Here is a 24,736-nt window from a genome sequence, read left to right on the forward strand (position 1 = left end):
GTCGCGACATGGCTCGAGCCCGGCCGCGCTGTCAACCTCGGCCCCGAGCTCCTAGGATGGCGCTGCCGCCGATCACGGCGGTCGTTTGTCCTTGGAAATCCGAGGAAATCCGAGCGCCATGACGCGATCCCTTTCGTTCCTCCACGTTGCTTTGCTCTCCGCGCTGTCGCATGTCGCCCTGCCTCCGGGCGCCGCCGCCGCCGGCGAGGGGCCGCCGGAGCGCGCGCTCGTCTGGGTGGCCGATGACGGCACGCGCGTCCGTCGCGAGGACGTCGGTCTGCCGCTCTCGCGCGGCGAAGGAAACGCGCTCTTCCGGCCCGGCGAGCCGGTCCGGCTCGGCGCGCTCCGCGCCGAGGTCGTCGCCTTCCAGGTGATCGTCGAGGCGGGCGCCGAGCCCGTGCGCGGCGTCACGGTCGAGCTCTCCGGGCTCGCCCCCGCGGCCGGCGCGGGCGCGCCCTCCAAGGCGCCGGCGGCGCCTGCGCAGGCGATCTCGATCGATCGCTTCGTCGAGCACTACGTCGAGATCAAGCACCGCTCGCGCAACGACCAGAGACCCATGGAGTCGCTCGGGTGGAGCCCGGCGGCGCGGCCGCCGGACGACAGGCACCTCGGGTTCCTCCCCGACGCCCTCATCCCCATCGAGCTCGCGCCGCCCTGGGCGCCGTACCCGCTCGAGGTGGCCGCTCGCGAGACCCGGGCCGTCTGGATCGACCTCCACGTCCCCGAGGGCGCCGTCCCCGGCCTTCACGACGGCAAGGTGGTGGTGAGCTCGGCCTCGCACGGCGAGCTCGCGTCGCTCGATCTGAGGCTCGATGTCGCGTCGGCGACGCTGCCGTACGGCCCGGTCGACTTCATCGCGTTCTACGAGCCCGGCCGCGTCGCCGAGCGGGTCGGCGACGGGCCTGCCGTCGAGCAGCAGCTCTGGCAGCTGCTCCACGAGCACCACGTCGACGGCTTCGCGTCGGTCCGGAGCCCCGCCGAGGTGGAGCGCCTGCGCGCGGCCATCGACGGCTCGCTCTACACCAGGGAGCGCGGCTACCGGGGGCCGGGCCAGGGCGTCCCGCCCGCCGCGGTGGCGCTCGGCGCCTACGGCGGCTTCGGTGACCCGACCGAAGAGGCGCTCCGCCGCGTCGAGGCCGTCGCGGAGCTCCTCCCGCCGGCGGTCGACGACGTGATGCTGTACGCGGTCGACGAGCAGTGCGAGAGCCCCCGCGGGCCCGGGTGGCGCCGGCTCGTCCGCGGCTCGCGCCTGTCGTCGCGCATCCTCGTGGGGCACTCGTGCGGCAACGTTCACCCGGTGGAGCAGGACGTCGACCTCGTGCTCACGCCAGCCAACCGCTTCGACTCCGCGTGGGCGCGGGCCGCGCACGAGACCGGCAAGCGGCTCTGGGTCTACAACGGCGCGCTGCCGCGGGCCGGCTCCTTCATGATCGACGCGCCGCTCACCGGGCTCATGGCCGACGGCTGGATCGCGGCGACGCACGAGGTCGGCCGCTGGTTCCTGTGGGAGACGGCGTTCTGGCACGACGGCAACCGCGGCGGGAAGGGCCCTGTCGACCCGTTCACGGTCGCCGAGAACTTCCACAACCGGGACGGCGACGCCTGCCTCGGCGACGGCATGCTGCTCTATCCCGGCACGCAGCGGGGGAGGTTCGCCTCCCGCTCCGCCGGCTTCGCCGGCGTATTCCCCTCGATGCGCCTGAAGACCCTTCGCCGCGGGATCCAGGACGCCGGCTACATCGCGCTGGCCAGGTCGGCGTCGCCCGGCGCGGCGGACGCGATCGTGAAGGAGGTGATCCCGGCCGCGCTCGACGAGACGCTCGACACCTCGCCCACCGCGTGGAGCAGCGAGGGCGCCCCGTTCTTCGAGGCCCGCGCCGCGCTGCGCGCCCTGATCCCGGCGGACGCCTCGCTCGACGCCGCCGGCGTCCGCCGCGCGCTCGCCGATGCGGCCGCGGCGCGGCGCGCGCTCGTCCCGCGCGCGGGGTCACAGGGCGCGGGCGACGAGCCGCCGGCGGGGGGCCCGGGGCAGACCGCCCCGGGGCCGCTGCGCCGCTTTCGCGCGACGGGCCTGCTCCTCGCCGCCCTCGCCCTCGGCGCCGCGGCGCTCGCGCTGGCCATCGCGCTCTACCGCCGGGGGAGGCCGGGGCGCGGGGCCGGGCGGCGTTGACCCGCGGGACGGCCGCCTCCGCGCCGCCTGCTACGCTCGCGCCCCCCATGCAGATCCCACGCAGCGGCGCCCGCCCCGGCCGAGCGCACCTCCGACGTCTCCTCCGCCTTGCCCGCCCCGAGCTCGGCAGGCTCGCGCTCGGCACCCTGTTCCTTGGCGTCGGCAGCGGCATCAGCCTCCTGCTCCCCCAGGCGATCCGGAAGATCATCGACGACGCGCTCGGCCCCGGCTCCGGCGTCGAGGTGATCGACGACGCGGCGCTCTGGCTCGCGCTCCTCATCGTCGTCCAGGCCGCCGCCGTCGCGCTGCGGTACGTCCTCTTCTCGACCGCCGGCGAGCGCGTCGTGGCCCGGCTGCGCGCGCAGCTCTTCGAGCACCTCCTCCGGCAGGAGGTGGCGTTCTTCGACGACCACAGGACAGGCGAGCTGACGAACCGCCTCGCGTCGGACACCACGGTCCTCCAGAGCGCCGTCAGCGTGAACGTGTCGATGGCCCTGCGCTTCGCCGCCTCCGTGATCGGCGGCGTCGGGTTCCTCTTCTACACATCCCCCCGGCTCACCCTCCTGATGCTCGCCGTGGTGCCCCTCGTGGCGCTGGGCTCGGTGGCCTACGGCCGCCGCGTCCGCCGGCTCTCCCGCAGCGTCCAGGACGCGCTCGCCCGCGCCAGCGAGGTCGCCGAGGAGGCGCTCTCGGGCATCCGCACCGTCCGGGCCTTCGCCGCCGAGAAGCACGAGGCGGAGCGCTACTCCGGCCGGGTCGCCGAGTCGTTCGACCTCGCCCGGCGGCGCATCCGCGCTTCGGGGAGCTTCATGGGCGTGGTCACGTTCGCCGGCTACAGCGCCATCGCCCTCGTGCTCTGGTACGGCGGCCACCTCGTCGTCGCCGGGCGCATGACGCTCGGCGGGCTCACCTCGTTCCTCGTCTACACGATCGTCGTCGCCTTCGCGCTCGGCGGCCTCAGCGAGCTCTGGGCCGACTTCATGAAGGCCACCGGCGCCGCCGAGCGCATCTTCGACCTCCTCGACCGCGAGCCGGCGATGGCGGACGCCGGCGGCGCCCAGCCCGGCGCCGTGGAGGGGCGCCTCGAGCTCCAGCGCGTGCGGTTCAGCTACCCGACGCGGAAGGATGTCCCGGTGCTCAAGGGCATCGACATCTCCGTTCGTCCCGGAGAGGCCATTGCCCTGGTCGGGCCGTCCGGGGCGGGCAAATCCACGATCGCCTCGCTGCTCCTGCGGCTCTACGACCCTGACGAGGGCCGTATTCTCCTCGACGGGCGCGACCTCCGCGAGCTCTCGCCGACCTGGCTCCGCCGGCAGATTGGCATTGTCGCGCAGGAGCCTCTGCTCTTCGCAGCGAGCGTGGCCGACAACATCCGTTATGGACGGGAGGGCGCCTCGGACGCGGAGGTCGAGGCGGCGGCGCGCGCGGCGAACGCGCACGATTTCATCCTGCGGTTCCCGGCGGGGTATCGCACGCTCGTCGGCGAGCGCGGGGTGCAGCTGTCCGGCGGGCAGAAGCAGCGCGTGGCGATCGCCCGCGCGATGCTCAAGGACCCTCGGCTGCTCGTGCTCGACGAGGCGACGAGCGCGCTCGACGCCGAGAGCGAGCACCTCGTGAAGGGGGCGCTCGACGCGCTGATGAAGGGGCGAACGACGTTGATCATCGCTCACCGGCTCTCGACGGTGATGGGCGCCGACCGCGTGCTCGTGATGGATGGGGGTACGATCGTGCAGAGCGGGGCGCACGCGGCGCTCATCGCCCAGGACGGTCTCTATCGCCGGCTTGTCGAGCGGCAGTTCGTGAGCGCTCAGCTCACGACGACTGCATGATGAGCTGCTGCGTCGCCCGGCGCTCGCCCACGATGGAGACGGCCGTCTCCGAGGCGAGCCCCGCCGCGCTCTGCGACGTGCGGCGGAGCGTGCCGAGCAGCGCGTGCCAGCCATGCTGGCTGTTCGTGAGGGCGCGCGCGCTGATGCCGTCCATGCGGACGAGCGTCTTGCGCGCGATCCGGAACATGCCGCTGTGGATGCCCTCCATCAGGTCGAGCGTGGCGCCGAGCCGCTCCTGGGTCTCGACGCGCACGTCATCGAGGAGGCCGAACCCCGCGCGCACGACCTCTTCGGCGACGCCGAGGCTGCCGTCAACCCACGTGTAGATCAGGCCCTCTCGCGGGTTGCTGAGCTGCGCGCGATCAGAACCGTGGCTGCCGGCGGCGATCTTGCCGGAGATGCTCTCGTCCATATCGAGCCCCCTTCCTTAAAACGGTAGTTGGCAGGCTGCTCGCCTGCGTGCGAACTCACTATCAACAACCGATGTCTCGGATGGGTTATCACAGGGCAACAAAGGTGTGAACTCTTTCTTTTGTCATCGCCTCCCTTTCGACGGCGCCGCGCGGAGATGAGCCCTGGGCGGGCCCTCCCAGACGTCCTGATGAGTCCCGCGATACTTCAATGAAAACGTGCGATAAGCGGCCATCGCGTCGGTGGCGTAAGCTAGCGGCCACGGGAAGATCCTTAGTCCTTGGCAGGCGCGTCCCGGCTAGCTAGGGTCTCGCGGTGCCCACGAGGCCCACGAATACCGGGCGATTCATGAGGGGAACCACCTTGTCAACGCTTCTTGCCGCCTCCTGCGTCTCCGGCGCGCCGCACGGCGAGGCGCCCTCGGCGCCGCCGGCTCCTGAGCTCCTGGCCTTCGAGCTGCACGAGGACCGGATTCGCAACCACTTCTTCCGTCGTGGCCATATCGCCGCTCATGTCCTGGCGACCTCGGGCGTGTCGCCCCGGCTCATCGTCGCCTTTCCGGCGGGGAACATGGGAATCGCTGTGTGGTTCGACGCGCTGCCGGCGCCTGTCGAGCTCTCGGTGGAGGGGGCGCTCTCGGGCGTGGAGCGGCCCGGCGGGATGCGCGGCGTCTCGGCGCTCCTCGCGAGCGCGGCCCCGGCGCTTCGCGTCCATCGGCTGGTCCTCGGGAGCGTCCGCACCGTGCGCGAGGTGGGCCGTGACGCCGAGCTTCCGGCCTGGCTGCGCAGCGACGTCCAGGCCGGCGCCTCGGCGGGCGGCGGGTCGATCGCCGTGCGGCGCACCACGCGGGACGGCGAGCACCACCTCGAGCTCCTCCTCGAGCCGGAGGGCGGCACGACGGCCACGCTGGAGCCGGACGGGCGGATCGCCCTCGCGGCGGGGCCGGGTGGCGTCCGGGTCCGGGTGACGGCGCTCTCGGACGAGCCGCCGCTCACGCCGGTGCCCCTCGACGAGCTCGTCACGGAGCGCGCCGCCGACGACCCGCGCCAGCGGCAGGCGCTCGCCTTCCTTGCGTACCGGGAGAAGCTGCTGGCCGGGTCCTGGCGCTTCCTCACGTACTTTGGCCGCGACACCTTGCTCGCGGTGCGGATGCTCCTGCCGGTCCTCGAGCCGGCCGTGGTCGAGGCGGGCATCGGCTCGGTCCTGGATCGGCTGAGCGCGGCCGGGGAGGTCGCGCACGAGGAGGCGATCGGCGAGTACGCGGCGCTCCTGCACCTCGCGGCGGGCCGCGCCGGGTCGCTGCGCGAGCCCGTCTACGACTACAAGATGATCGACGACGACTTCCTCCTCGCGCCGCTGGCCGCCGAGTATCTCCTCGGCAGCGCGCCGGGCCGGGAGCGCGCGGCGGCGTTCCTGTCGCGCCGGACGCCGGGCGGCGACACGTATGCGCAGGCGCTCGCGCGGAACGTGTCGCTCGTGCTCCGCCTCGCCGCCCCGTTCGCCGAGACGGGGGATCCGAGGGCGTTGATCGCGCTCAAGCAGGGAGCGCCGGTCGGCGAGTGGCGCGACAGCGCGGAGGGCCTCGCGTTCGGCCGCATCCCGTACAACGTGAACGCCGCGCTCGTGCCGGCCGCGCTCCGCGCCTCGGCGCGGCTCCTCGCGAGCCCGCTGCTCGGCGCGGACGGGGAGGGCGCCGGCCGGGCGGAGCGGCTCGCGCGCGCGTGGAAGGACGCGGGCGTGTTCTTCCGGGTGGAGCTGCCGGAGCGCGAGGCGAGGCGGCGCGTCTCGGCCTATGCGGCGTCGCTGGGCCTGGACGCCGCGCCGGCGCTCGCGTCGCTCTCGGGGACGCTCTCGTTTCCGGCCGTCGCGCTGGACGGGGAGGGCCGGCCCCTTCCCATCATGCACTCCGACGACAGCTTCGTCCTCCTGTTCACGGAGCCGCCGCCCGTCGCCCTCGAGGAGATCGCGGGCCGCCTGCTCCGCCCTTTCCCGGCCGGCCTGCGCACGCCGGTGGGCATCCTCGTCGCGAACCCCGCGTTCGCGCCGGATCCGGCGCTCTGGGGGCTGTTCACGTCCAGCCACTACCACGGCACGGTCACGTGGTCGTGGCAGCAGGCGATGCTCGCCGCGGGCCTCGATCGGCAGCTCGGTCGCGGCGACCTGCCGCCCCGCGCGCGCGACGCGCTGGGGCGCGCGCGACGTGCGCTCTGGGAGGTGATCCAGGCCTCGAGCGAGGCGAGGACGCGGGAGCTCTGGAGCTGGGCAGTCGAGGGAGGGCGTTACCGGCTTGTGCCGTTCGGCGCCGAGAGGACGCACCAGGACGAGTCGAACGCGGTGCAGCTCTGGAGCACGGTGTACCTCGCCGTGCGCCCGTGAGCGGCGCACGGCGGGATGGCGTTCCGTCCGCTCGGGCAGGCCTTCCAACGGAAAGCGAGCCCACGACGTCGCCTCACGGCAGCAGGTCGGCGATCGCCGCGTACCACACGTCCGCCATGCGCGCGTAGCCGGGCTCGTTCGGGTGGATCCTGTCCGGGAGATCCGACGTCGGAAACCCGGTGTGCATATCCACAAGCACCACGTGCTGCCCTGCGGACGCCCTGGCTTCCACGATCCCCACCAGCGCCTGATTGTAGGTGACCACCGCGGGATCGGCGAAGGTGACCGGAATGAGCTGCGCCGCGACCACGAGCGCGTTGGGCGCCGCGGCGAAGATCTTGTCCAGGAGCGCTCCCAGGCGCTACGGCGCCGAGGAAAGGTTATCGTTCTGGCTCACATCGTTGGTCCCTGCCATGAGCAGCACGATGTGCGGGCTATCCGCGAGCGCGGGCGTCGGCACGGCGCGGCCCACGTCGAACGGCGCGACCTGCGGCGCTCCGCATCGCTCCGTTCGTGCGAGCCACACCGAGAACGATGTGTTTGAGCCAAGTTCATCGCGATCGAGAGGGTCATCTGGAGTCTCCGAGAAGGCGCGCAGCGCCGTGACGCGATGAAGCGGACATCTTTTCGATCCTCCGTATCCGGGAGAACGCCGATGTCCACGAGATGCCATGCCGGACGAGCGTGCTCCGCTCGATGGACACAGCCCTGCTTCGTCTCGCCGTGTCCTGGTCAGGGCGAAGTCGCCTGGCTCGCCTGTTACGGCCTGGTTACCTCGAAGGAGGCGACGTTCACCGAGCCGCCTAGAGACTGCGTGGCGTAGTTGAAGATGCCGAAACGGTACCCGAGGAAATACTGCCAGTCCTTGTTCATGTTGAGCGTGTTGCCCAGGCTGGTGAATCGGTTGCCGTCCGTGCTGTAGGAGAAGCGCGCTTGCGCGCCGCCGGCATCCGTGCGGACGTTGGCCTCCACGCGCAGCCAGATCTTGTCGCCGGACACGTCGGCGCCCGCCACCTCGGTGCCCGTGCTCGTCGTGGTCCAGGAGGTGTTCATGTTGACACCATTGGTCATCACGACGCGCGTTGCCCCGTTGGCTTTCTTGACCCCGATCCACGCCGACGCGTCACGCAGGGCAGCGAGGCCGGCGACATCGCCGTTTTGCATCTTGCCATGGTCGAGCTCGATCGTCGCGATCGAGACCGGTCCCTCGATACGGCGCGTCAGCGTGTTTCGAGCGGCATAGAGATCGTCGGTCACCGTCGCTGTTTGCAGGGTCAGCCCGGCCCCGGACGACCACTTCGTGTTGTCGGGGTTGTGGTTCCACTCCCACTCGTGGCCCAGGGTCTCCTCGGCGAAGGCCTCCTTCTTTGCAGGTGGCTTCACTCGATTCGATCCGCAAGGCAGATCCGGGAAGGGGTACGTACCGCCCCATTTGCCGTCCACCAGGGTGACCGAGGGCCAGCCGTCGGCCCAGGTCATCGGGGCCATGACCGGCAGGCGTCCCCCCGGGAACGAGTCATTGAATGCCATGTAGTACCAGTCCCCGTTTTGCGTCTGGACGATGCCGCCTTGATGCGGGCTCCCGCCGGAGCCCGCAGCGCCGGCGTAGGGCAGCTTGACCGCGAAGGGCCGCAGCTCGTAGGGACCAAAGGGGCCGTTCGTCGATCGCAGCACATACTCACCATTCGCGTATTGCGTGACGAAGATGTAGTAGTCCCCATCGATCTTGTAGAAGCGAGAGCCCTCCAGCGGTCCGGAGATGTTATCCGGTGTCTTGAATACGGCCTGATTATTGACCTGGCTGAAGCCATCTGCGCTCAGCTGGGCCACGCTGATCGTGCCGTTTCCGTAAGCTACGTACATGGTGTCGTCGTCGTCGACCAACAGCCCCATGTCGTAATAGCAGCCACCTTTGTGTTTTTCCCACGGACCTTCGGGGGACTTGGCGGTGAAGACCCAGCCGCCGCCCACGTTGTGCATGCAGCCCATCCAGTAGAAGGTCTCGTTGCTCTTCCGATACTGGAGCGTGGACGCCCAGATGCCGTTGACATAGGATCTGCCCCGGCTCAGGTCGTACGACGCGTCGAAGTCCAGCCGGGGAACGGAGTGCGAGAGGTACTCCCAGTGGACAAGATCGTAGGAGCGGAGCAGGGGCGCTCCAGGCGAATGGTGGAACGTGGACGCCGTATAGTAGTAGGTGTCGTCGACGCGCATGACCTCTACATCGGGGAGGTCTTCCCAGATGAGAGGATTGGAGTAGGTCTCGGGGCAGACGGCAGGGGCGCTACCCCCCGAGCCACCGTCACCGCCGTCGCCCGCGCCGCCGCTGCCCGCGCCGCCGCCGCTGCCGGTCGTGCCGCCGCTGGTCGCCCCACCGCTGGTCGCCCCACCGCTGGTCGTTCCGTTGCTGCCAGTGCTCCCCGCTCCTGCCCCGGAAGAGGTGCTCCCCGTTCCAGGGGAGGGCTCTGTCTCCGACGAGCCGCACCCGATCAGGCTCAATCCAGTGAGAACGACGATCTGTGCTGCATATGAACGCACGGCAGCCTCCGCGAGGTTGGTTGTGGTCGGGCGAGGTGAGAGTGACCCCGATACGCGTGCGGGTCCCAGGTGAGAACCTCGCGCCCGGCGCGGTACGGCGCGAGCGCGGCCCCAGCGACCTCGCCGCTGCTCGCATCTTCAACGAGCGAGCGAACGGAGGTGGGATCGGTCCCGATCCCGAGGACGAAGGGCCCGGCGCACACGACGGCCTATCCCGGGCAAAGCGAAAGAAACCCCGGAGAGGCGATTGTGAACGTTCACATGAGCTGCGTCAACCAAAATGGACCGGCCGCGAGCTCGCGGCCACCGGGGCACCTGCCGCTCGCCGTCACCGTCGGCCTGTTCGCCCTCGTGTCCGGGGCCGGACGGGGTACAGCGGAAAGAACAAGAGAGGTTCCGCGCCCTCTGCGCTCATGGATCCTCTCTCCGCCCCATCACGCCACCAGGCACGGAGCTCCGGCGACGACTCCCCTCAGCCTCGCGCGCGAGATCGCTCTGCCGAGGCGCGCCGCAGCTCCGCGCCATCCCTGGTGAAGAACTGCACAAGCGACGGCTGCGCCCCCTCGGGCGCAACCGCCTCGTCCTCCCCGAGGTCGACGTCCGGCCGCACGCCCGTCCCGTGGATCGCCTCTCCGCCCGGCAGGACCATCATCGCCGCCGGCGCGAACACCGGCGCGCGCCTCTCCTGATCCTCCACCACCTTCAGCGCCGTCCCCTTGCCGTACGTCCGCTCCCCCGCGATGACCGCCCGCCCGTGCCACTGCAGGCAGCCGGCGAAGAGCTCCGCCGCCGACGCCGTCCCGCGGTCCACAAGGATCCACAGCGGCGCGCGGCACGGGTTCCGGTGGCTCGACCGGTACACGATCTCGTCGCCGTCCGCGTCGATCGCCCGCGCGAGGACGCTCCCCGGTTCCAGGAAGTCGCCTGCGAGCTCGAGGAACGCCGTGAGCTCCCCTCCGGGGTTGTCGCGCAGATCGAGCACGAGCGTCTCCAGACCTTCCGCCTCGAGCGCGCTCACCGCCGTGTGGACCCGGGCGGGCACGTCCAGCGAGAAGCGGCGAATCCGCAGATAGCCGAGCCCCGGCCCGATCCAGGCGCTCTCGACGGGCGACGCGCTCCCGCAGGGATGGATCGAAGCGACAAGCGCATCAAGCGCATCGAGCTCCGCCAGCACCGGGGCGCCGGCGGGACGGGCGCCGCCCGCGCTCTCCGCGTTGTAGGCGTAGAACACGTTGGTCCGGCTCGGCAACACCTGCAGGCCGAGGAAGCAGTTGAAGTTGTTACCGATCCTCACGGACAGGAGCATCGTCCCCGGAAGGAAGTTGATGAGGATCCCGAAATAACCGAGTATGTGTCGCGCTGGCCCCATGAACGTCGGGTGCAGCGTGCCCGCCTGATCGCCCGTCGTGAGAGGGCTTGTCGACGCCTGGTTCACGGCGGGCGCCATCGATAACCACACGTTGAACGAGAACGGGAACAACATCCCGTTCGGGTTGATGTTGGGGAAGGGGAACGGGCCGAGCACCGGCGACAGGCACACGTCCGGAAAACCGGCGCTCAGGCCGACGGCCTTGTTGTTCGCAGTGAGCATCGCGCGGCCTCCTAACCCAGCAGGATCTGCTTGCCGTTCACCGTGACCGTCTCCTCGGTCAGGATCGTGGCGTTCTTCGCCTTCGTGAACGAGGTCTTCTCCACCACCGTGTGCGACTCGCTGGCCTGGACGCTCAGGAGCGCGCTCACCCGCTGGTAGACCGACGTGAACTTCTGGACCATGGCGTCGGCCACCATCCGGATCTTGCCGGCCTGCACATCGAGCTCCGGCCCCCGGATCTCGACGCCCTTGTCGCCGCACAGCGAGAGCGCGCCCTCCCGCGCGTGCACCGCCACGTCGCCCTGGAGCGACAGGACCGACCGCCCCCGCCCGTGGAGCACGCCGATGGCGTAGTAGCCCTCGTCCCTGCCGATGACGAGCAGCGTGTCGTCCAGGGCAGGCTCGTACGGCAGCGCGAGCGCCATCTGGACCGCGACCGGCTGGCCGCCCGGCAGTTCCACCGCGATCGCGCCCGCCTCCGCCGAGGTGACCCGCGCCGGCCCCAGGTACTCCCGCGGCAGCGCCGCGGCCCTGCCCGGGCCCGCCTCGTCCGCAGCCGGAACGCCGGCCCTCGCCAGGCCGATCCTGGGCACCTCCGCGCCGCGCGCGTGCTCCTCGCCCCTCGGCCCATCCACCCGCACGGCCGCCGCGCGATCGCTCTCCTTCATGGCTCCCATCGACATGGCTCCTCCTCTACGAGCGCCGCTCGGGCGGCATCCAGGCCTCGGCCTCAAGCCGGTCCACGTCCGTGCGCCTCGCCGTGGCGAGGTTCGCGTCGAGATAGCGTGTCTTCTCGTCGCGGACATGGTGCAGGTTCGCCCAGGTCAGGTCCGCGCCGGTGAAGTCGGCGCCGGAGATGTCCGCGTGCGAGAGGTCGGCGTAATGCGCCTTGACCCCCACGAACAGCGCCCCGGCCGCGCGGGCCTCGGTGAACACCGTCTCGCGGACATCGGACCCCGCGAGGTTCGCCCCCGTGAGATCGGCCTTCACGAAGATCGCGTTGCGCAGCATCGCCTGCGTCATCACGGCGCCGGCGAGGACGCTCTCGCCGAAGAAGGCGGCCTTGGCCATCGCGCCCGACAGGGTGGCGTGCCGCAGGTTCGCCTCCTTGAAGTTCGCGTTGGCCAGGATGGCGCCCTCGAGGCGGGTGCGCTCCAGGTTGCACTGCGTGAAATCGCAGTTCGACAGGTTGCACCCCGAGAGGTCCATCCCCGAGAGGTTGCCGAGCGCGAAGAAGCACCGCGAGATGGTCAGTCCCGAGAGCGACGTGCGGGTCAGGTCCACCCCCGAGAAGTCCACGCAATCGAAGATCGCCTTCTCGAAGACGATGCCCTCCACGCGCGCGGACCGCAGCGACGTCTGCGAGACGAGCGCGCGGGTCAGGTCCGCGCCCGTGAGGTTCGCCCCCTCCAGGACGCAGCGCACGAGCCGCGACCCGGACAGGTTCGCGCCGGAGAGGTCGGCCTCGGTGAAGACGACCATCTCGAGGTCCTTGCCCGACAGGTCCGCGCCCGGCAGCTGCGCCCTGTACAGCATGCACGACCTCAGCGTCGCGCCCCGGAAGTCCGCGCCGGTGAGGTCGCAGTTCGCGAGCGTCGTCTGGTCGAGCGTCGCGCCCCGGAAGCTCGCGCCCCGGAGGTTCGTGCCCTGGAGCGACGACAGCGTGAGGTTCGCGTTCTCGAAGCTCACCCCGGCGAAGTCCATCTCCTCCAGCGCCGCGCCCGCGAGGTCCGTCCCGGAGAGGTCCAGCTGGCCGAGGCGCGCGCCGTCGAACACCGTCTTCGTGAGCTTCTTCGGGAGCACGGCCTCGCGGAGATCGGCCTTCAGGAACACCACCGTGTCGAGCTCGGCGCCCGAGAAATCGGCCCGCGCCAGGTTGGCCTCGGCGAACGACGAGCCCTCGATGCGCGCCTGCGACAGCGAGGCGCCCGAGAGGTCCGCCCTCGTGAACGAGCTGTGCGAGACGGTCGCGCCGTCGAGCGCCGCGCCCGACAGGTCGGCGAGGTCGAGCCGCGCGTTCGACAGGGTCGCCCTCGATAGCTCCGCCCCCGCGAGCCTCGACTCGGCCAGGTTCGCCCCCTGGAGCCGCGCGCCGCTCAGGTTCGCCCCGCCGAGCTGGCCCCGCACCAGGCTGACCCCCGTGAGGTTCGCGCCGGACAGGTTCGCGCCCGAGAGATCGCTCTGGGCGATGGCCGCCCCCTCCAGATCGGCGCCCGACAGGTCCGCGCCGCCGAGCGCGCACCAGGCGATCCTGGCGCCGCGGAGGTCGGCGCCCGAGAGGTCCGCGCCCCCGAGCTGCAGCCAGCCGAGCTTCGCGCCGCGCAGCCGGGCCTTGCGGAGGTCGGCGCCCCGCAGATCCATCTGGCCGAGCGTCCTGCCGTCGAGCGGCTCGCCCGCCTGGACCAGCGCCTTCAGCTCGTCCGGCGTCATCGATCCCGCTCCAGGGTCGACTTCTTCAGGTTCGCCCCCCTGAAATCGCAGCCGGAGCCCGCGGTCCGGTAGAATTTTGCATCGTAGAGGTTCGCATCGACGAACTTCGCCTCCGGGACCCTCGCCTTGAGCAGGTCGGCATCGAAGAGGTTTGCTCGTGTGAAGTCGGCGCGCGTGAGGTTGGCCCGGTCGAACCGGGAGCCTCGCACGTTGGCGCCGAAGAAGTTCGCCCCTTCGGCGGTGGCCTCCGAGAAGTGGGCGCTCGTCAGCACGGCGAGGCTGAGATCCGCGCCGGTGAGGTTCGCACCCAACCACACGCTCCCTTCGCCCCGCGCGCCCGTGAAGACCGCCCGGGTCAGGTCCGAGCCGGAGAAGCTCGTGCCGGTGAGGGTGGCGCCCGCGAACGTGGCGGAGGCCGCCTTGACCTTCGACACGAACGATCGCGTGAGCGAGGCCTGGGACAGGTCCGCGCGCTCGAGCACGGTGCCCTCCAGGAACGCCACGGCCCACGTCGCCCCTCTCGCGGTGGCCCCGGTCATGTCCGCCCGCGAGAGGATGAGCTGCGTCCCCCGCGTGCCCGACAGATCGGCCTCCATGAGCCGCGCGCTGTCGAACGAGGTGCCCTCCAGCGTGGCGCCGCGGAAGACGGCGCGCTCGGCCCAGGCGCTCTGCAGGGTCGCGCCGCTCAGGTCCGCCTCGGTGAAGTCCGCCTCCCTCACGTCGGCTTCGAACAGCACGGCGTGCTTCAGCGTCGCGCGCACGAGCCTGGCGCCCCGGAGGTTGGCCCCCGTGAGGATGGCGCCGGAGAGGTTCGCGCCGGTCAGGTCGTGGCCGCTCAGGTCCTTGTCGCTCAGGTCCTGGTCCGAGAGGTCGCTCCCCGGCCCGATCTCCCCCGGCGCGCGCGGCGGGGCCGTCGAGAGGCCCATCGACGCGAGCTTCGGGTCGCCGACGAGCTTGTCCCACGCCGCGAGCGCCGGGACCGGCGCTCCGCGCGCGGCCGCCAGCGACTTCGCCTCTTCCACGGCCCGCGCGACCCTCCGGAAGGCCGTCCGGAGCGCCGCGTCCGTCACCATGGGCGCCGCGTCGGCGAGCGGCGGCGGGAGCGCCTGGGAAGCCTTCGGCAGGTGGCGCAGCGCCTCCGCGATGACGCCGCCGAGGACCTTCCCCCCCGGCACCGCGACGCCCGCGAGCGCGGCCATCGCCCGGCGAATCTTGTCCTGCTGCGGCTTGGCCACGTCGCCGAGCCGCGCCTTGAGCATCGCCGACAGCGGGTCGAGCCCCGACGCGTCCGGCGGCGGCGCCGCCTCGTCGCCCTTCCGTTGCAGCGCTTGCAGCGCCTTCCACTCCTCCTTGAGCTCCGGCGAGATCTGCGCCTCGATCTCGAGCGGATCGGCCTCGAACCGCGCGAGGATCTCCCGGTAGTGCGCCTCGGGCAGCGGCGGCGCGTCGAGCGGCTCGGAGGCGACGAGCGTCGTCACGGGCGACAGGTCGTCGTCGGCCACCTCGGTGAGGCCTCGCCAGGTGAGGAACAGGGCCTCTTTGTCCAGGTCGGCGAGGAGCGTGTCGAGGTGCATCGGCACCTCGCGGAACCCGCGCTCCGCGTCGTTCGCGAAGGCGCGGATCCGGAGCCCCGGCAGGCGCGACCGGAACACCTCCGCGTCCGGGTGGAGGTTCTGGAACAGGAGCTCCTCGTCGCCGCGCAGGTAGGGGAGCTGCTGGTCTGGCCGGGCTGCGTTGAAGTAGGTCCAGTCGAGGTCGTCGGCGTAGTACGGCGCGCGCTTCTCGCGGTACGCCTTGCCGTAGTTCTTCCCGACCTTCGCGCGCCGGTCGGGGCGGTTCGGGGACAGGGGCCCGAAGCCAGCGGGCGCCGGCCGATCCGAGCGCGACAGCAGGAGGTCGTCCGCGCCCTCGACGTTGGGGAGCTCGCGCGTCCCGTGGCCCTTGCCCACCGGGTTCAGCGGGTGTTCGGGCCCCCCGAAGCTGTGCCGATCGCCGAGCGGCATCCGGTCGAACGGCACCGGATCGCTCATGGCCGGCCCGAGCAGGCCATCCATCCACACGCGCTCGCCGACCACGCGCAGGATCTTCGACCAGGACCCGACGCCGAACCGCACGGGACACTCGGTCACGCGCGCCTTGCCCGGCGTGTGGCACGTGCCGAGCAAGAGCACGTCGGCGTGAGGCTTGTAGTCCGCGAGATCGCTCGGATAGAGGCACTCGCCGGTCTGGTCGTGATCGTCGTCGTCGAACACGTTGCCCCGCAGCGTCTCCTGCGCGAGCACCGGGTGGCCCTCGGGCAGGGAGAGCGGCGCTCCGGGCCTGAGCGTGAATTTCGCCCGGACGATCAGGGTCATCTCCGGCTGGGGCGGCCTCCGCGAGGTGACCTTGCTGCCGAAGAGGAAGGGGGTGAGGTTCTTGTTCGCCATCGGTGGGCTCGCCGCTCCTCGGGCGTCACACGAAGAGGTGGATCGCCGAGATATTCGTGCGGACGGGCGCGGCCTTGCTCCGGTCCAGGGAGACCTTCTCCTTCGCCGGCCCCATCGAGAGCCTGGGGCCGACGCTGGCCTCGAGGGTCGCGGTCACGCTGACGGACGCCTTCCGCCCGAGCGTCGCGTCGACCGTGGCCCCGATCGACACCGTGGCCTCCCCGCCGAGCGTCGCCTCGATCATCGCCCCGAGGACGACCTCGTTCACCACGCCGAGGTTGATCGTGGTCTCGATCCCGTCGACGACCGTCTTGCTGTTGCCCTGCGTGTACGAGTCGGCGTCGCCGTACTTCTCGTCCTCGGTGTCGGCGCGCGTCTCCGAGATGATCTTGTCCGCCGTGGTCTTGTTCCTGATGGTCCCGGCCCTGGTGGTATCCGAGAGGGTCTGTTCGACCGTGGTGGAGGACGTGATCGACCCGGCCTTCATGGCCTCTTTCGACGGTCCCTTGACGGTCGTCTCGTCGGTCATCGTCTTGACGTGGGTCTTCGACTCCATCGTCTCGGCCCAGGTCTCTTCCTTGATCGAGGGCACGGGCAGCCTCGCCGAGCCGGTATAGGACGAGATGCTCTTCGCCCACGTCCTGGCGATCATCGTGGGGTTCTCCGTCATCACCGACGGGTAATCCTCGATCGGGGTCGGCGTGTCCTCGTGGCCGGTGCGGCTCACCAGCTTGGGGCCGTAATGGTACTCGAAGGAGTCGCCGTGGTAGGTCGAGTGCACCTCGCCCTTCACGGTCGTCTCGCGGATCTTCCTCTGTCCGCGGGCGCCCTTCACGAACTCGATATCGCTCCGCCCCTGGAAGGTGATGCCGCCCTCCTTGATCCGCCCCTCCTCCACCTCCGTGGTGGCCTTGAAGGCCCGGCGGCCGAGGACCTTCATCGTGTAGGTGCCCCCGATGACCTCGATCTTGTCCCCCCGGGTGGTCGTGATCCGGTTGCCGTCGGTCTCGTCCCGCCAGGTGTTGTCGTCGTCCGGGGTCGCGCCGACGCGGAGATACGACGACATGCCGTCGCCGAAATCGGGGACATGGAGGATACCATACTTGCCATCGCCGGCCATGGGAGCTCCGTCATCCGGTGGGCGCGTGGAGCGTCGTGCTCGCCGCTCGCGCCCTCAGAAAAAGAGGTTGAACGGCGAGAGGACCTTGTTCATGAGCGAGACCTCCGTCTTGATGCTGTGGAGCTCCACCCCGGCGGTCCCCAGCTCGAGCTTGGGACCGACCGAGAAGTCGACGCTCGCGGTCATGCTGAGCTCCACCTTGGCGCCGACGGTCACGTCGAGGGAGCCCCCGGCCGTGAACGTCACTTCGCCGCCGAGCGTCGTCTCGATCATCGCCCCGAGGACGACCTCGTTCACCACGCCGAGGTTGATCGTCGTCTCGATCCCGTCGACGACCGTCTTGCTGTTGCCCTGCGTGTACGAGTCGGCGTTCCCGTACATGTCATCCTCGGTGTCGGCGCGGGTCTCGGAGATGATCTTGTCCGCCGTTGTCTTGTTCCTGATCGTCTTCGCCTTTGTCGTGTCCTCCATGGTCCCGTCGACCGTGGTGGAGGACGTGATCGACTCGGCCTTCATGGTGGAGACCGACGCTTCCTTGACGGTCGTCTCGTCGGTCATCGACGTGGCGTTCGTCGTCGAGACCATCACCTCCGCCCAGGTCTCGTTCGTGATCGTGGGCACCGGCAGCTTCTCCGAGCCGGTATAGGACGAGATGCTCTTCGCCCACGTCTTGTCGATGATCTCGGGGTTCTCGGTGGGGATCGCCTGGGGCGAGGGCGGGTTCGTGTCGTCGAGGTAGTCGTCGGTGACCTGCAGCGTGGGGAACGTGTCCGTGCCGGTCTGGCTCTGCTTGATCTTGCCGTAATACGTGTCGTAGACATCGCCGTGGTAGGTGGTGTGCACCTCGCCCTTGATGGTCGTCTCGACCACCTTCCACGTCCCGCCGTAGTTCTGCACCCACTCGATGGTGGTGCCGCCGCCGAAGGTCTCGCTCACCTCGGTGAGGTGCCCTCCCGAGATGTCCCAGCCGGCCTGGGTCTTCCCGCCGCCGTGGCCGAGGATGAGCAGGCGGTAATTCCCCCCGATCACCTCGACCTTGTCGCCCGCGGTCGTCGAGATCCGGTTGCCGTCCGAGTGGTCGCGCCAGCCGCCCTTCGTGTGCAGCTTCGCCGTCTCGGCCTGGCGCTCGCCTTCGGGCACGAAGTCGGGCGAGCCGTCGCGCTTTCGCGTGTCGTCGGTGAAGGTCTGAATCCGCTCTGCGAGGTCGTCGCCCGCGCTCTCGCCGAGCGGCGCGGCCGCCCCGAGGCGCAGGTACGACGGCTGTCCGCCATTCAGATCCGGTACTTCGAGGAGAGCGAACTTGCCTCCGGGCACTGGAGCCTCCGTGTCGAGCGTGATGAACGGCGCATGGCGTCGCCCCGTCGCGAGCGCCCTATCCTAGGTCACGGTGAGCCGGCCGTCCATGCCGAACCGCTCGCCGCGTTCTTCCGCGCGGCGCGCGGTCCGTTGCCATGCGCCACGCGCGGGCGGCATGCGCGGGCGGCTCAGGAGGCCGCGGCGGGGCGCTCGGCGATCGACTCGGCTGCTTGGTGCACGACGGCCCACGCGAACTCGGGGAGGAGCGCGAGCGAGTGCGGGTCCTGCGTGACGCCGATCAGGCCGCTGATGAACTCCATGCGGTGCGCGCGGCGGCCCCGGTCGACGAGGCGCAGCTGGGCGCTCGTCAGGCCGGGCGGCAGCTCGGAGAGCCCGGGCCCCTGCGGGTTGCCCAGCCCTCCGAGCGCGTCGCTGCGGGCCTCCGCCTTCAGCCATCGCTCGTGCCAGGCCTCGATATAGGGGTTCGGGGCGAAGTAGTCGTTGGGCCAGGCGCGCAGGTAGGGAAACAGCACGTGGATCCACCCGGTGATCTCGTCCGCCGGGGGCTCGTACCTGAAGAAGGCGCGCCAGAACGCCCTGTCGGCGCGCCCCTCGGACGAGGCGGCGATCTGGTCGAGCACGGGCAGGAGGGTGCGCGTCCAGCGCTCCTGCCCGACGGCGCCGAGCATCGCCACGCGCTGGCGCACCCAGCGCCAGTCATCGGAGGTGCCGAGCAGGTACACGCGCGGGATGCCGCGCTGCGGGCGCGCGAGATCGCCCGGAGACGGCGGCTCCCAGTCGAAGTGCGGCGCGAGCGGGGTCGCCACCGTGAGCTCCGACGACACCCGCTCGACAGGACCCGTGGTGGAGAAATTGCCTGCCACGAGATCCCGCAGCGGGCCGACCCGCGCCGAAACCTGCCTGGAAAAGTCCGGAAACAATGCGGGCCACGGGTTCACCTCGCCGAGGGTGAAGTCCGGCCGCTCGATGACGAGCTCGAAGGGGTGATCTTCGGCGAGGAAGCGGCGCCGTTGCTCGTTGTTCGCGGCGAGGTGGAGCGTGAAGCCGCGCGCCAGGCAGAACCAGATCACGTCGGGTGAGATCACGAGGGGATAGCGCCGAGTGAAGGCGGTATAGGCCGCCTGGACGAGCGGGTGCAGGTCCGTGCGTCCCACGAGCGGCAGCCGGTGCCGGTAGGTGGCCTCGAGCGGCGAGACCAGCAGGCTTTGCACGGCAGCTTCGCTGTCGAACCCCGGCAAGGGCGCCGTCGCTGGCTCGACCTCCGCGACGGCGATCGTCGTAACGTTCATGACCCCTCGTCCTCCTGGCCCGGCGCGACGCCGTCGTGATCTGGCGCAGTCCTCTGTACCTTCCGTACACGAGCGTGCTGCGCGCGACAACCGGACGGGTCGAGCGGCCCACGCCGTCGGCGCCGCATGAAACCAAGGCGAAGCGTCCTCGGAGGCGCGTGATGCGAAGGCCGCGCGATGGCCGGTGGCCTCGCGGACCCGACGCCCCGCCGGGGCGCCCCTCGTGCGAGGTCCTCCTCGGGCCGGCGGCGCGTCGTTCACGCCCCGCCGCCGCCGCTCGCGTCGCGCGCGGTGCGCGCGCGGTGCCTGAGGGTGTGTGATTTTTCGTGGATGGCGGACATTTTGGGGGCCTCGCTGCGGCGGTGTTGCACGTCCGTGGCGAATGGTGCACGACTAGATGATCGCGCAGCCGCGGCGATCACGTTGAAGGAGGAGCGCAGCAGATGAGTTCACGCCAGGCGGGGTCGTACGTGGCGGGGGCACCGGCCAACCCGAAAGCGGCGCTGCGGATCAACTTCCTCAAGAAGGTGTATGGGCTCTTCACGGCGAGCCTTGTCGTGTCCTCCCTGGGCGCGATGTGTGCGCTGTACATCGGGGCGCCGGACGCGGACGAGGTGGCCCAGGGACGCGCGATGCCGCCGGTGGTCGAGCTCTTCGCGGATCACCCGATCCTCTCGATGGGCGTCGTGTTCGGCGTGATGTTCGGCGCCCGCGCCGTGCGCCGCATCCCCGGCGTCAACGTCCTCGCGCTCTTCGGGATGGCGGCTCTCCTCGGCGTCACCACGGCGCCTGCGCTCTACATGGCCCAGGTCGCCGCGGGCCTCGGCGGCACCCTGTCGTCGGCCCCGGTGCGGGACACCTTCATCCTGACGGTCCTCACGTTCGGCAGCCTCACGCTCGGTGTCTTCCTCTCGAAGGAGGACCTGTCGTTCCTGGCCAGCGGGCTGGTGATGGGCGCCATGGTCGTCCTCGGCGCCATGCTGCTCAACGTCCTGCTCGGGAGCACGCTCCTCGGACTGGCGATCTCCAGCGTGTCGGTCCTCGTGTTCGGGGGATACGTCCTCTACAACACGTCGCGCCTGCTCCGCTCGGACGACGAGGACCCTGTCGGCGGCGCGCTCGACCTCTACCTCAACTTCATCGCTCTCTTCTCGTCGATTCTGCAGATCCTCTCGGGCCGCCACGTCTGACCGGCCGTCGCCGCGACGCGCCCGCCTGCGCCTTTTCGTGCGTGCCCGGGGCCCGGGGCGCGGGCCGCGCGCGCGCGCCCCGGGCGGACGCCGGGGAGGGCGGCTTGACGTCCCTTTTCGGCTGGGTAAGAACGCGCGGACCATGGGTCGTCCGCTCCTCCTCGCCGCGCTTGCCCTCTCCCTGTCGCCGCTCGCCGGCGTCGCTTGCAGCAAGCCCGTCGAGGAGACGAAGGTGGTGGCGGCCGCCGAGCTCGCCGCGCCGGCGAACGTCAAGCGCGTCGACATCGCCGTCAACGACAGCGGCTTCTCCCCGTCGACCATCGAGCTGAAGAAGGGGGAGCCGGTGGTGCTGCGCTTCACCCGGACGACGAAGAGCGAGTGTCTGAAGGCGATCGCGATTCCGGATCTGAAGATCGAGAAGGACCTGCCGCTGAACACGCAGGTCGAGGTGGCCGTCACCCCCGAGAAGGAAGGGAAGATGGTGCTTCAGTGCTGGATGGCGATGGTCAAGGCGACCATCCACGTGGTCGGCTCGTGACGCGGCCTCGTCCGGGGCGCGGCGCCGCGCCGAACCGTCAGAGGATGAGCCAGAGCTCGGCGTCGTAGCGCCTCGCGCCGCCGCCCGCGTCCCGCGCGGCGCGGCGCGTCCCGGAGGCAGGCGCCTCGGCGCGGCCCGGCTCGCCGGGGGAGCCGGCCTCGCGCGCCGCCGGCGCGCCGGTGTGGGCCAGGTCGATGCCCGAGGCGGCGCAGCGGGCCACGGCGAAGCGGAGCATCTCGCGCACGTCGCTCGCGGCGAGCATGCCGCTCGTCCGGTGGCGGGCGAACGCGGCCGCGCGCTCCACGCACGCGACGCAGGGCGCCGACTCCGACCTGAACCTGAAGAGCAGCGTCCCCTCGGGCCATCCGAGCCATGTCGCCTCGAGGCTCACCACGACGAACTCGCCGTCACGGACCACCTGCGTGCCGGCCACGCCCGCGCCGTCCTCGCCGGCGCCGGGCCCGCCGCCTCTCAGCAGAAACCAGTAACGTTCCATGAGGCGCTCGACGTCGCGCGGCTCACCGTGAGCGATGATGTCTGTCATCCATGACCTCCGACGTCGAAATTTGAGGCCTGCTTCCCGGTTCGGCGATGCCGCGGAGAGTCAGGAAATGTCCGCCGAGACGGACAATGTCCGGGAGGCGTCTGTTGTGACAAAATTCACAATCGACGCAGGTGTGTGATTTGGGTCACGTCAGAAGCGCAAACTTTCGCTTCCCTTTGGGTTTGCCGTGGGTAAGCTCTGCGCCCCCCAACGCACCCGGCGGGCGACCGCCCCGGTTCTTCGCTCCGAACCGGCTCGTACAGAGGCGTGCCGAGGGGATCACGCTCGCGGCGCGCTGCGCGCGCGGAGCCAGTCCGAGCCACCCCAGACGGAGCGAAGAGGCAATCGCATCATGAATCAGCATCCCGGCATCATCGGCAAGAAGATCGGCATGACGCAGATCTTCAGCGAGACGGGCGAGGTCCTGCGTTGCACGGTCGTGCAGGCGGGCTGCGTCGTCATCGGCAAGCGCACGCTCGAGAAGGACGGCTACAGCGCCCTCATCCTCGGCCTCGGCGAGCGGGCGGAGCGGCACACGACGAAGCCGCTCGCCGGCGCCTTCAAGAAGACGGGGCAGACGCCGAAGCGCATCGTGCGCGAGCTGCGCTGCAGCCCCGAGCACGCGGCGAAGTACGAGCTCGGGCAGACGCTCAAGGTCGACGAGATCTTCGAGGTCGGCCAGCGCGTGGACGCGCAGGGCCGCTCGCGCGGCCGCGGCTTCAGCGGCGTCATTCGCCGGTGGAGCTTCGCCGGCGCGGTCAGCTCGCACGGTACCCACGAGTACTTCCGCCACGGCGGCTCGATCGGTACGAACATGACCCCCGGCCGCACGCTGCCCGGCCTGAAGATGCCCGGCCACTACGGCGACGAGACGGTGAGCGCGCTCAACCTCAAGATCGCGAAGCTCCTCCCCGAGGACGACCTCATCCTCATCGAGGGCCCCGTCCCCGGCCCGAAGAACCAGCTTGTCACGATCCGCGGCGCCGTGAAGAAGCGCGGCGGCAAGGGTCTCCCCAAGCCGGTGCAGCCGACCGGCAAGAAGAAGGCCGGCTGAGCCCCGGCCGCTCGGTGGAGCGCGCGCGCCGCTGAGCGAGCGCGCGCGTCCCGCCGGCGGAGCCCTCCGGTCCTCCCGTGCCGCCGAAGTCCAGGAACCCGTACCAGCGCCCCGACGCCTTCACGAAGGCGGCGAAGGCGCAGGGCTACCCTGCGCGCAGCGTCTTCAAGCTCGAGGAGATCGATCGCCGGGTGCGGCTGCTCCGCCCCGGCCAGCGCGTGCTCGACCTGGGCGCGGCGCCCGGCTCGTGGTCGATGTACGCGGCGCAGCGGATCGGCGCGGCGGGCAAGCTGCTCGCGGTCGATCTCTCGCCGATCACCGCGGCGCTCGGCCCGCAGGCGACGGTGGTGCAGGGGGACGCGCTGTCGCTGACGAACGAGGCGCTGGCGCAGTTCGCGCCGTACGACGTGGTGCTGTCGGACATGGCGCCCGCGACGAGCGGCAGCAAGATCGCCGACCAGGCCCGGAGCTACGAGCTGTTCATGCGCGCCGTGGCCGTGGCCGAGGCGCTGCTCGCGCCGGGCGGCGCGTTCGTCGGCAAGATCTTCATGAGCGAGGACTTCGTGAAGGCCCGGGACGCGCTGCGGAACCTGTGCGAGGAGGTCCGGAGCATCCGGCCCGAGGGGACGCGGTCGAACAGCGTGGAGCTCTTCCTTGTGGGGCAGCGGCGGAAGGCGCCGGGGAAGACGGGATAGACGCGCGGGGCTACCCCCTCAGAACGCGTTGTGCCCCGTGATCGCGTTCCCGAGGATCAGGCAGTGCACCTCGTCGGTGCCCTCGTACGTGTACACGCTCTCCAGGTTGAGCATGTGCCGGACGACCGGGTAATCGAGCAGGATCCCGTTGGCGCCGAGCACGCTCCGCGCGGTCCTCGCGATCTTGAGCGCCCAGGCCACGTTGTTCCGCTTGCACAGCGAGACCTGCACCGGGCTGATCCCGCCGGCGTCCTTCTGCCGCGCGAAGTGCAGCGCCATGATCTGCCCCTTCGCGATCTCGGTCGCCATCTCCACGAGCTCCGCCTGGATGAGCTGCCGCGACGCGATCGGCTGGCCGAACTGGACGCGCTCGCGCGCATAGGAGACGGCGGTCTCGTAGCAGGCGCGCGCGGCGCCGAGCGCGCCCCACGCGATCCCGAAGCGCGCCTGCGTCAGGCAGCCGAGCGGGCCCTTCAGGCCGACCACCCCCGGCAGCACGTTCTCCTCCGGGACGCGCACCTCGTTCAGGACGATCTCGCCGGTCGGGCTCGCGCGCAGGCTCATCTTGCCGTGGATGAGCGGCGTCTCCAGCCCCTTCATCCCTCGCTCCACCACGAAGCCGCGGATCGACTCGGCCCCTCCGTCATCCACCTTGGCCCACACCACGCAGAGGTGCGCGATCGGCGCGCTCGTGATCCACATCTTCGTGCCCGTGAGCACATAAGCGCTCCCGTCCTTCCGGGCGCGCGTCTTCATCGAGCTCGGATCCGAGCCGCTGTCGGGCTCGGTCAGGCCGAAGCAGCCGATCAGCTCGGCGGCGGCCATCCCCGGCAGCCAGCGCTGCTTCTGCTCCTCGGAGCCGTATTTCCAGATCGGATACATCGCCAGCGAGCCCTGGACGCTGACGAAGCTGCGCAGGCCGCTGTCACCGTACTCGAGCTCCTGCAGCGCGAGGCCGTAAGCGACCGAGTTCATGCCGGCGCAGCCGTAGCCGGTCAGCGAGCCGCCGAGCAGGCCGAGCGCGGCGATCTCGGGGATGAGGTCGGTCGCGAACTCCTCCCGGGCGAACAGGCCCGCGGCGCGCGGCAGGTACCGCTCGCGCACGAAGCGACGGACGGCGTCGCGGATCATGCGCTCCTCGTCGGAGAGCAGCGGATCGATCGCCATGAGCTGATCGAGCGAGAGGGGCTCCTGCGTGGCCATGGGGCCAGCGTGTAG

General features: G+C 70.7%; 20 protein-coding genes. 7 read left to right on the forward strand and 13 right to left on the reverse strand.

The window, feature by feature from the left end:
- Positions 1-118: 118 nt before the first annotated feature.
- Entirely contained in the window at positions 119-2,170 is a 2,052-nt protein-coding gene (locus WME75_RS10115) for a hypothetical protein (RefSeq protein ID WP_437489110.1), read from the forward strand.
- 47 nt (positions 2,171-2,217) lie between these two features.
- The gene (locus WME75_RS10120) at positions 2,218-3,999 is read left to right on the forward strand and encodes an ABC transporter ATP-binding protein (protein ID WP_437489113.1); all 1,782 of its coding nucleotides are present in this window, start codon (positions 2,218-2,220) and stop codon (positions 3,997-3,999) included.
- Here the strand turns inward: WME75_RS10120 and WME75_RS10125 are convergent.
- On the reverse strand, positions 3,983-4,411 hold the full coding sequence (locus WME75_RS10125) for a hypothetical protein (protein WP_437489116.1): 429 nt from the start codon (positions 4,409-4,411) through the stop codon (positions 3,983-3,985). The genes WME75_RS10120 and WME75_RS10125 overlap by 17 nt on opposite strands.
- 362 nt (positions 4,412-4,773) lie before the next feature.
- On the opposite strand from WME75_RS10125, the gene WME75_RS10130 reads away from it, so the two are divergent.
- The gene (locus WME75_RS10130; protein WP_437489119.1) at positions 4,774-6,786 is read left to right on the forward strand and encodes a hypothetical protein; all 2,013 of its coding nucleotides are present in this window, start codon (positions 4,774-4,776) and stop codon (positions 6,784-6,786) included.
- A 73-nt stretch (positions 6,787-6,859) separates the two neighbouring features.
- Here WME75_RS10130 and WME75_RS10135 read toward each other — a convergent pair whose 3' ends face one another.
- From WME75_RS10135 to WME75_RS10180, 10 genes are all read right to left on the reverse strand, one after another.
- On the reverse strand, positions 6,860-7,096 hold the full coding sequence (locus WME75_RS10135; protein ID WP_437489121.1) for a hypothetical protein: 237 nt from the start codon (positions 7,094-7,096) through the stop codon (positions 6,860-6,862).
- Between the two features lie 51 nt (positions 7,097-7,147).
- On the reverse strand, positions 7,148-7,312 hold the full coding sequence (locus WME75_RS10140; protein ID WP_437489124.1) for a hypothetical protein: 165 nt from the start codon (positions 7,310-7,312) through the stop codon (positions 7,148-7,150).
- Positions 7,313-7,545: 233 nt separating this feature from the next.
- The gene (locus WME75_RS10145; RefSeq protein ID WP_437489127.1) at positions 7,546-9,000 is read right to left on the reverse strand and encodes a glycoside hydrolase family 43 protein; all 1,455 of its coding nucleotides are present in this window, start codon (positions 8,998-9,000) and stop codon (positions 7,546-7,548) included.
- A gap of 796 nt (positions 9,001-9,796) precedes the next feature.
- Entirely contained in the window at positions 9,797-10,915 is a 1,119-nt protein-coding gene (locus tag WME75_RS10150) for a S41 family peptidase (RefSeq protein WP_437489130.1), read from the reverse strand.
- 11 nt (positions 10,916-10,926) lie between these two features.
- The gene (locus WME75_RS10155) at positions 10,927-11,598 is read right to left on the reverse strand and encodes a DUF3540 domain-containing protein (RefSeq protein WP_437489133.1); all 672 of its coding nucleotides are present in this window, start codon (positions 11,596-11,598) and stop codon (positions 10,927-10,929) included.
- A 10-nt stretch (positions 11,599-11,608) separates the two neighbouring features.
- The gene (locus WME75_RS10160; protein WP_437489136.1) at positions 11,609-13,345 is read right to left on the reverse strand and encodes a pentapeptide repeat-containing protein; all 1,737 of its coding nucleotides are present in this window, start codon (positions 13,343-13,345) and stop codon (positions 11,609-11,611) included.
- Complete coding sequence (locus tag WME75_RS10165; RefSeq protein ID WP_437489139.1) at positions 13,342-15,771, reverse strand: DUF2169 domain-containing protein; 2,430 nt, start codon at positions 15,769-15,771, stop codon at positions 13,342-13,344. Before WME75_RS10165 ends, WME75_RS10160 begins: the two co-directional genes overlap by 4 nt.
- Before the next feature lie 25 nt (positions 15,772-15,796).
- A complete protein-coding gene (locus tag WME75_RS10170; protein ID WP_437489142.1) occupies positions 15,797-16,891 on the reverse strand; it encodes a hypothetical protein in 1,095 nt (364 codons plus the stop codon).
- A gap of 54 nt (positions 16,892-16,945) precedes the next feature.
- The gene (locus tag WME75_RS10175) at positions 16,946-18,205 is read right to left on the reverse strand and encodes a hypothetical protein (protein ID WP_437489145.1); all 1,260 of its coding nucleotides are present in this window, start codon (positions 18,203-18,205) and stop codon (positions 16,946-16,948) included.
- A 170-nt stretch (positions 18,206-18,375) separates the two neighbouring features.
- The gene (locus WME75_RS10180) at positions 18,376-19,497 is read right to left on the reverse strand and encodes a DUF4419 domain-containing protein (protein WP_437489147.1); all 1,122 of its coding nucleotides are present in this window, start codon (positions 19,495-19,497) and stop codon (positions 18,376-18,378) included.
- A gap of 443 nt (positions 19,498-19,940) precedes the next feature.
- Between WME75_RS10180 and WME75_RS10185 the strand changes: the two genes are divergently transcribed.
- Positions 19,941-20,687, forward strand: coding sequence for a Bax inhibitor-1/YccA family protein (locus tag WME75_RS10185; protein WP_437489150.1), 747 nt, complete (start codon positions 19,941-19,943; stop codon positions 20,685-20,687).
- Between the two features lie 142 nt (positions 20,688-20,829).
- A complete protein-coding gene (locus WME75_RS10190) occupies positions 20,830-21,225 on the forward strand; it encodes a cupredoxin domain-containing protein (protein ID WP_437489153.1) in 396 nt (131 codons plus the stop codon).
- Positions 21,226-21,262: 37 nt separating this feature from the next.
- Here the strand turns inward: WME75_RS10190 and WME75_RS10195 are convergent, their stop codons facing one another.
- Positions 21,263-21,769, reverse strand: coding sequence for a hypothetical protein (locus tag WME75_RS10195; protein ID WP_437489155.1), 507 nt, complete (start codon positions 21,767-21,769; stop codon positions 21,263-21,265).
- A gap of 352 nt (positions 21,770-22,121) precedes the next feature.
- Here WME75_RS10195 and rplC point away from each other — a divergent pair, with 352 nt between their 5' ends.
- The gene (gene rplC, locus WME75_RS10200; RefSeq protein WP_437489157.1) at positions 22,122-22,823 is read left to right on the forward strand and encodes a 50S ribosomal protein L3; all 702 of its coding nucleotides are present in this window, start codon (positions 22,122-22,124) and stop codon (positions 22,821-22,823) included.
- Positions 22,824-22,900: 77 nt separating this feature from the next.
- Complete coding sequence (locus WME75_RS10205) at positions 22,901-23,518, forward strand: SAM-dependent methyltransferase (protein ID WP_437489160.1); 618 nt, start codon at positions 22,901-22,903, stop codon at positions 23,516-23,518.
- 18 nt (positions 23,519-23,536) lie between these two features.
- Here the strand turns inward: WME75_RS10205 and WME75_RS10210 are convergent, their stop codons facing one another.
- On the reverse strand, positions 23,537-24,721 hold the full coding sequence (locus WME75_RS10210; protein ID WP_437489163.1) for an acyl-CoA dehydrogenase family protein: 1,185 nt from the start codon (positions 24,719-24,721) through the stop codon (positions 23,537-23,539).
- Positions 24,722-24,736: the final 15 nt, after the last annotated feature.

The sequence above is a fragment of the Sorangium sp. So ce1014 genome (genome assembly GCF_051521505.1).
Lineage (GTDB): Bacteria > Myxococcota_A > Polyangia > Polyangiales > Polyangiaceae > Sorangium.

What these genes read in the sequence shown, in the direction of transcription:
- WME75_RS10115 (WP_437489110.1), top strand. Translation starts at nt 119, where the DNA reads ATGACGCGATCCCTTTCGTTCCTCCACGTTGCTTTGCTCTCCGCGCTG.
- WME75_RS10120 (WP_437489113.1), top strand. Translation starts at nt 2,218, where the DNA reads ATGCAGATCCCACGCAGCGGCGCCCGCCCCGGCCGAGCGCACCTCCGA.
- WME75_RS10125 (WP_437489116.1), bottom strand. Translation starts at nt 4,411, where the DNA reads ATGGACGAGAGCATCTCCGGCAAGATCGCCGCCGGCAGCCACGGTTCT.
- WME75_RS10145 (WP_437489127.1), bottom strand. Translation starts at nt 9,000, where the DNA reads ATGCGCGTCGACGACACCTACTACTATACGGCGTCCACGTTCCACCAT.
- WME75_RS10150 (WP_437489130.1), bottom strand. Translation starts at nt 10,915, where the DNA reads ATGCTCACTGCGAACAACAAGGCCGTCGGCCTGAGCGCCGGTTTTCCG.
- WME75_RS10155 (WP_437489133.1), bottom strand. Translation starts at nt 11,598, where the DNA reads ATGTCGATGGGAGCCATGAAGGAGAGCGATCGCGCGGCGGCCGTGCGG.
- WME75_RS10160 (WP_437489136.1), bottom strand. Translation starts at nt 13,345, where the DNA reads ATGACGCCGGACGAGCTGAAGGCGCTGGTCCAGGCGGGCGAGCCGCTC.
- WME75_RS10165 (WP_437489139.1), bottom strand. Translation starts at nt 15,771, where the DNA reads ATGGCGAACAAGAACCTCACCCCCTTCCTCTTCGGCAGCAAGGTCACC.
- WME75_RS10170 (WP_437489142.1), bottom strand. Translation starts at nt 16,891, where the DNA reads ATGGCCGGCGATGGCAAGTATGGTATCCTCCATGTCCCCGATTTCGGC.
- WME75_RS10180 (WP_437489147.1), bottom strand. Translation starts at nt 19,497, where the DNA reads ATGAACGTTACGACGATCGCCGTCGCGGAGGTCGAGCCAGCGACGGCG.
- WME75_RS10185 (WP_437489150.1), top strand. Translation starts at nt 19,941, where the DNA reads ATGAGTTCACGCCAGGCGGGGTCGTACGTGGCGGGGGCACCGGCCAAC.
- WME75_RS10190 (WP_437489153.1), top strand. Translation starts at nt 20,830, where the DNA reads ATGGGTCGTCCGCTCCTCCTCGCCGCGCTTGCCCTCTCCCTGTCGCCG.
- WME75_RS10195 (WP_437489155.1), bottom strand. Translation starts at nt 21,769, where the DNA reads ATGACAGACATCATCGCTCACGGTGAGCCGCGCGACGTCGAGCGCCTC.
- rplC (WP_437489157.1), top strand. Translation starts at nt 22,122, where the DNA reads ATGAATCAGCATCCCGGCATCATCGGCAAGAAGATCGGCATGACGCAG.
- WME75_RS10210 (WP_437489163.1), bottom strand. Translation starts at nt 24,721, where the DNA reads ATGGCCACGCAGGAGCCCCTCTCGCTCGATCAGCTCATGGCGATCGAT.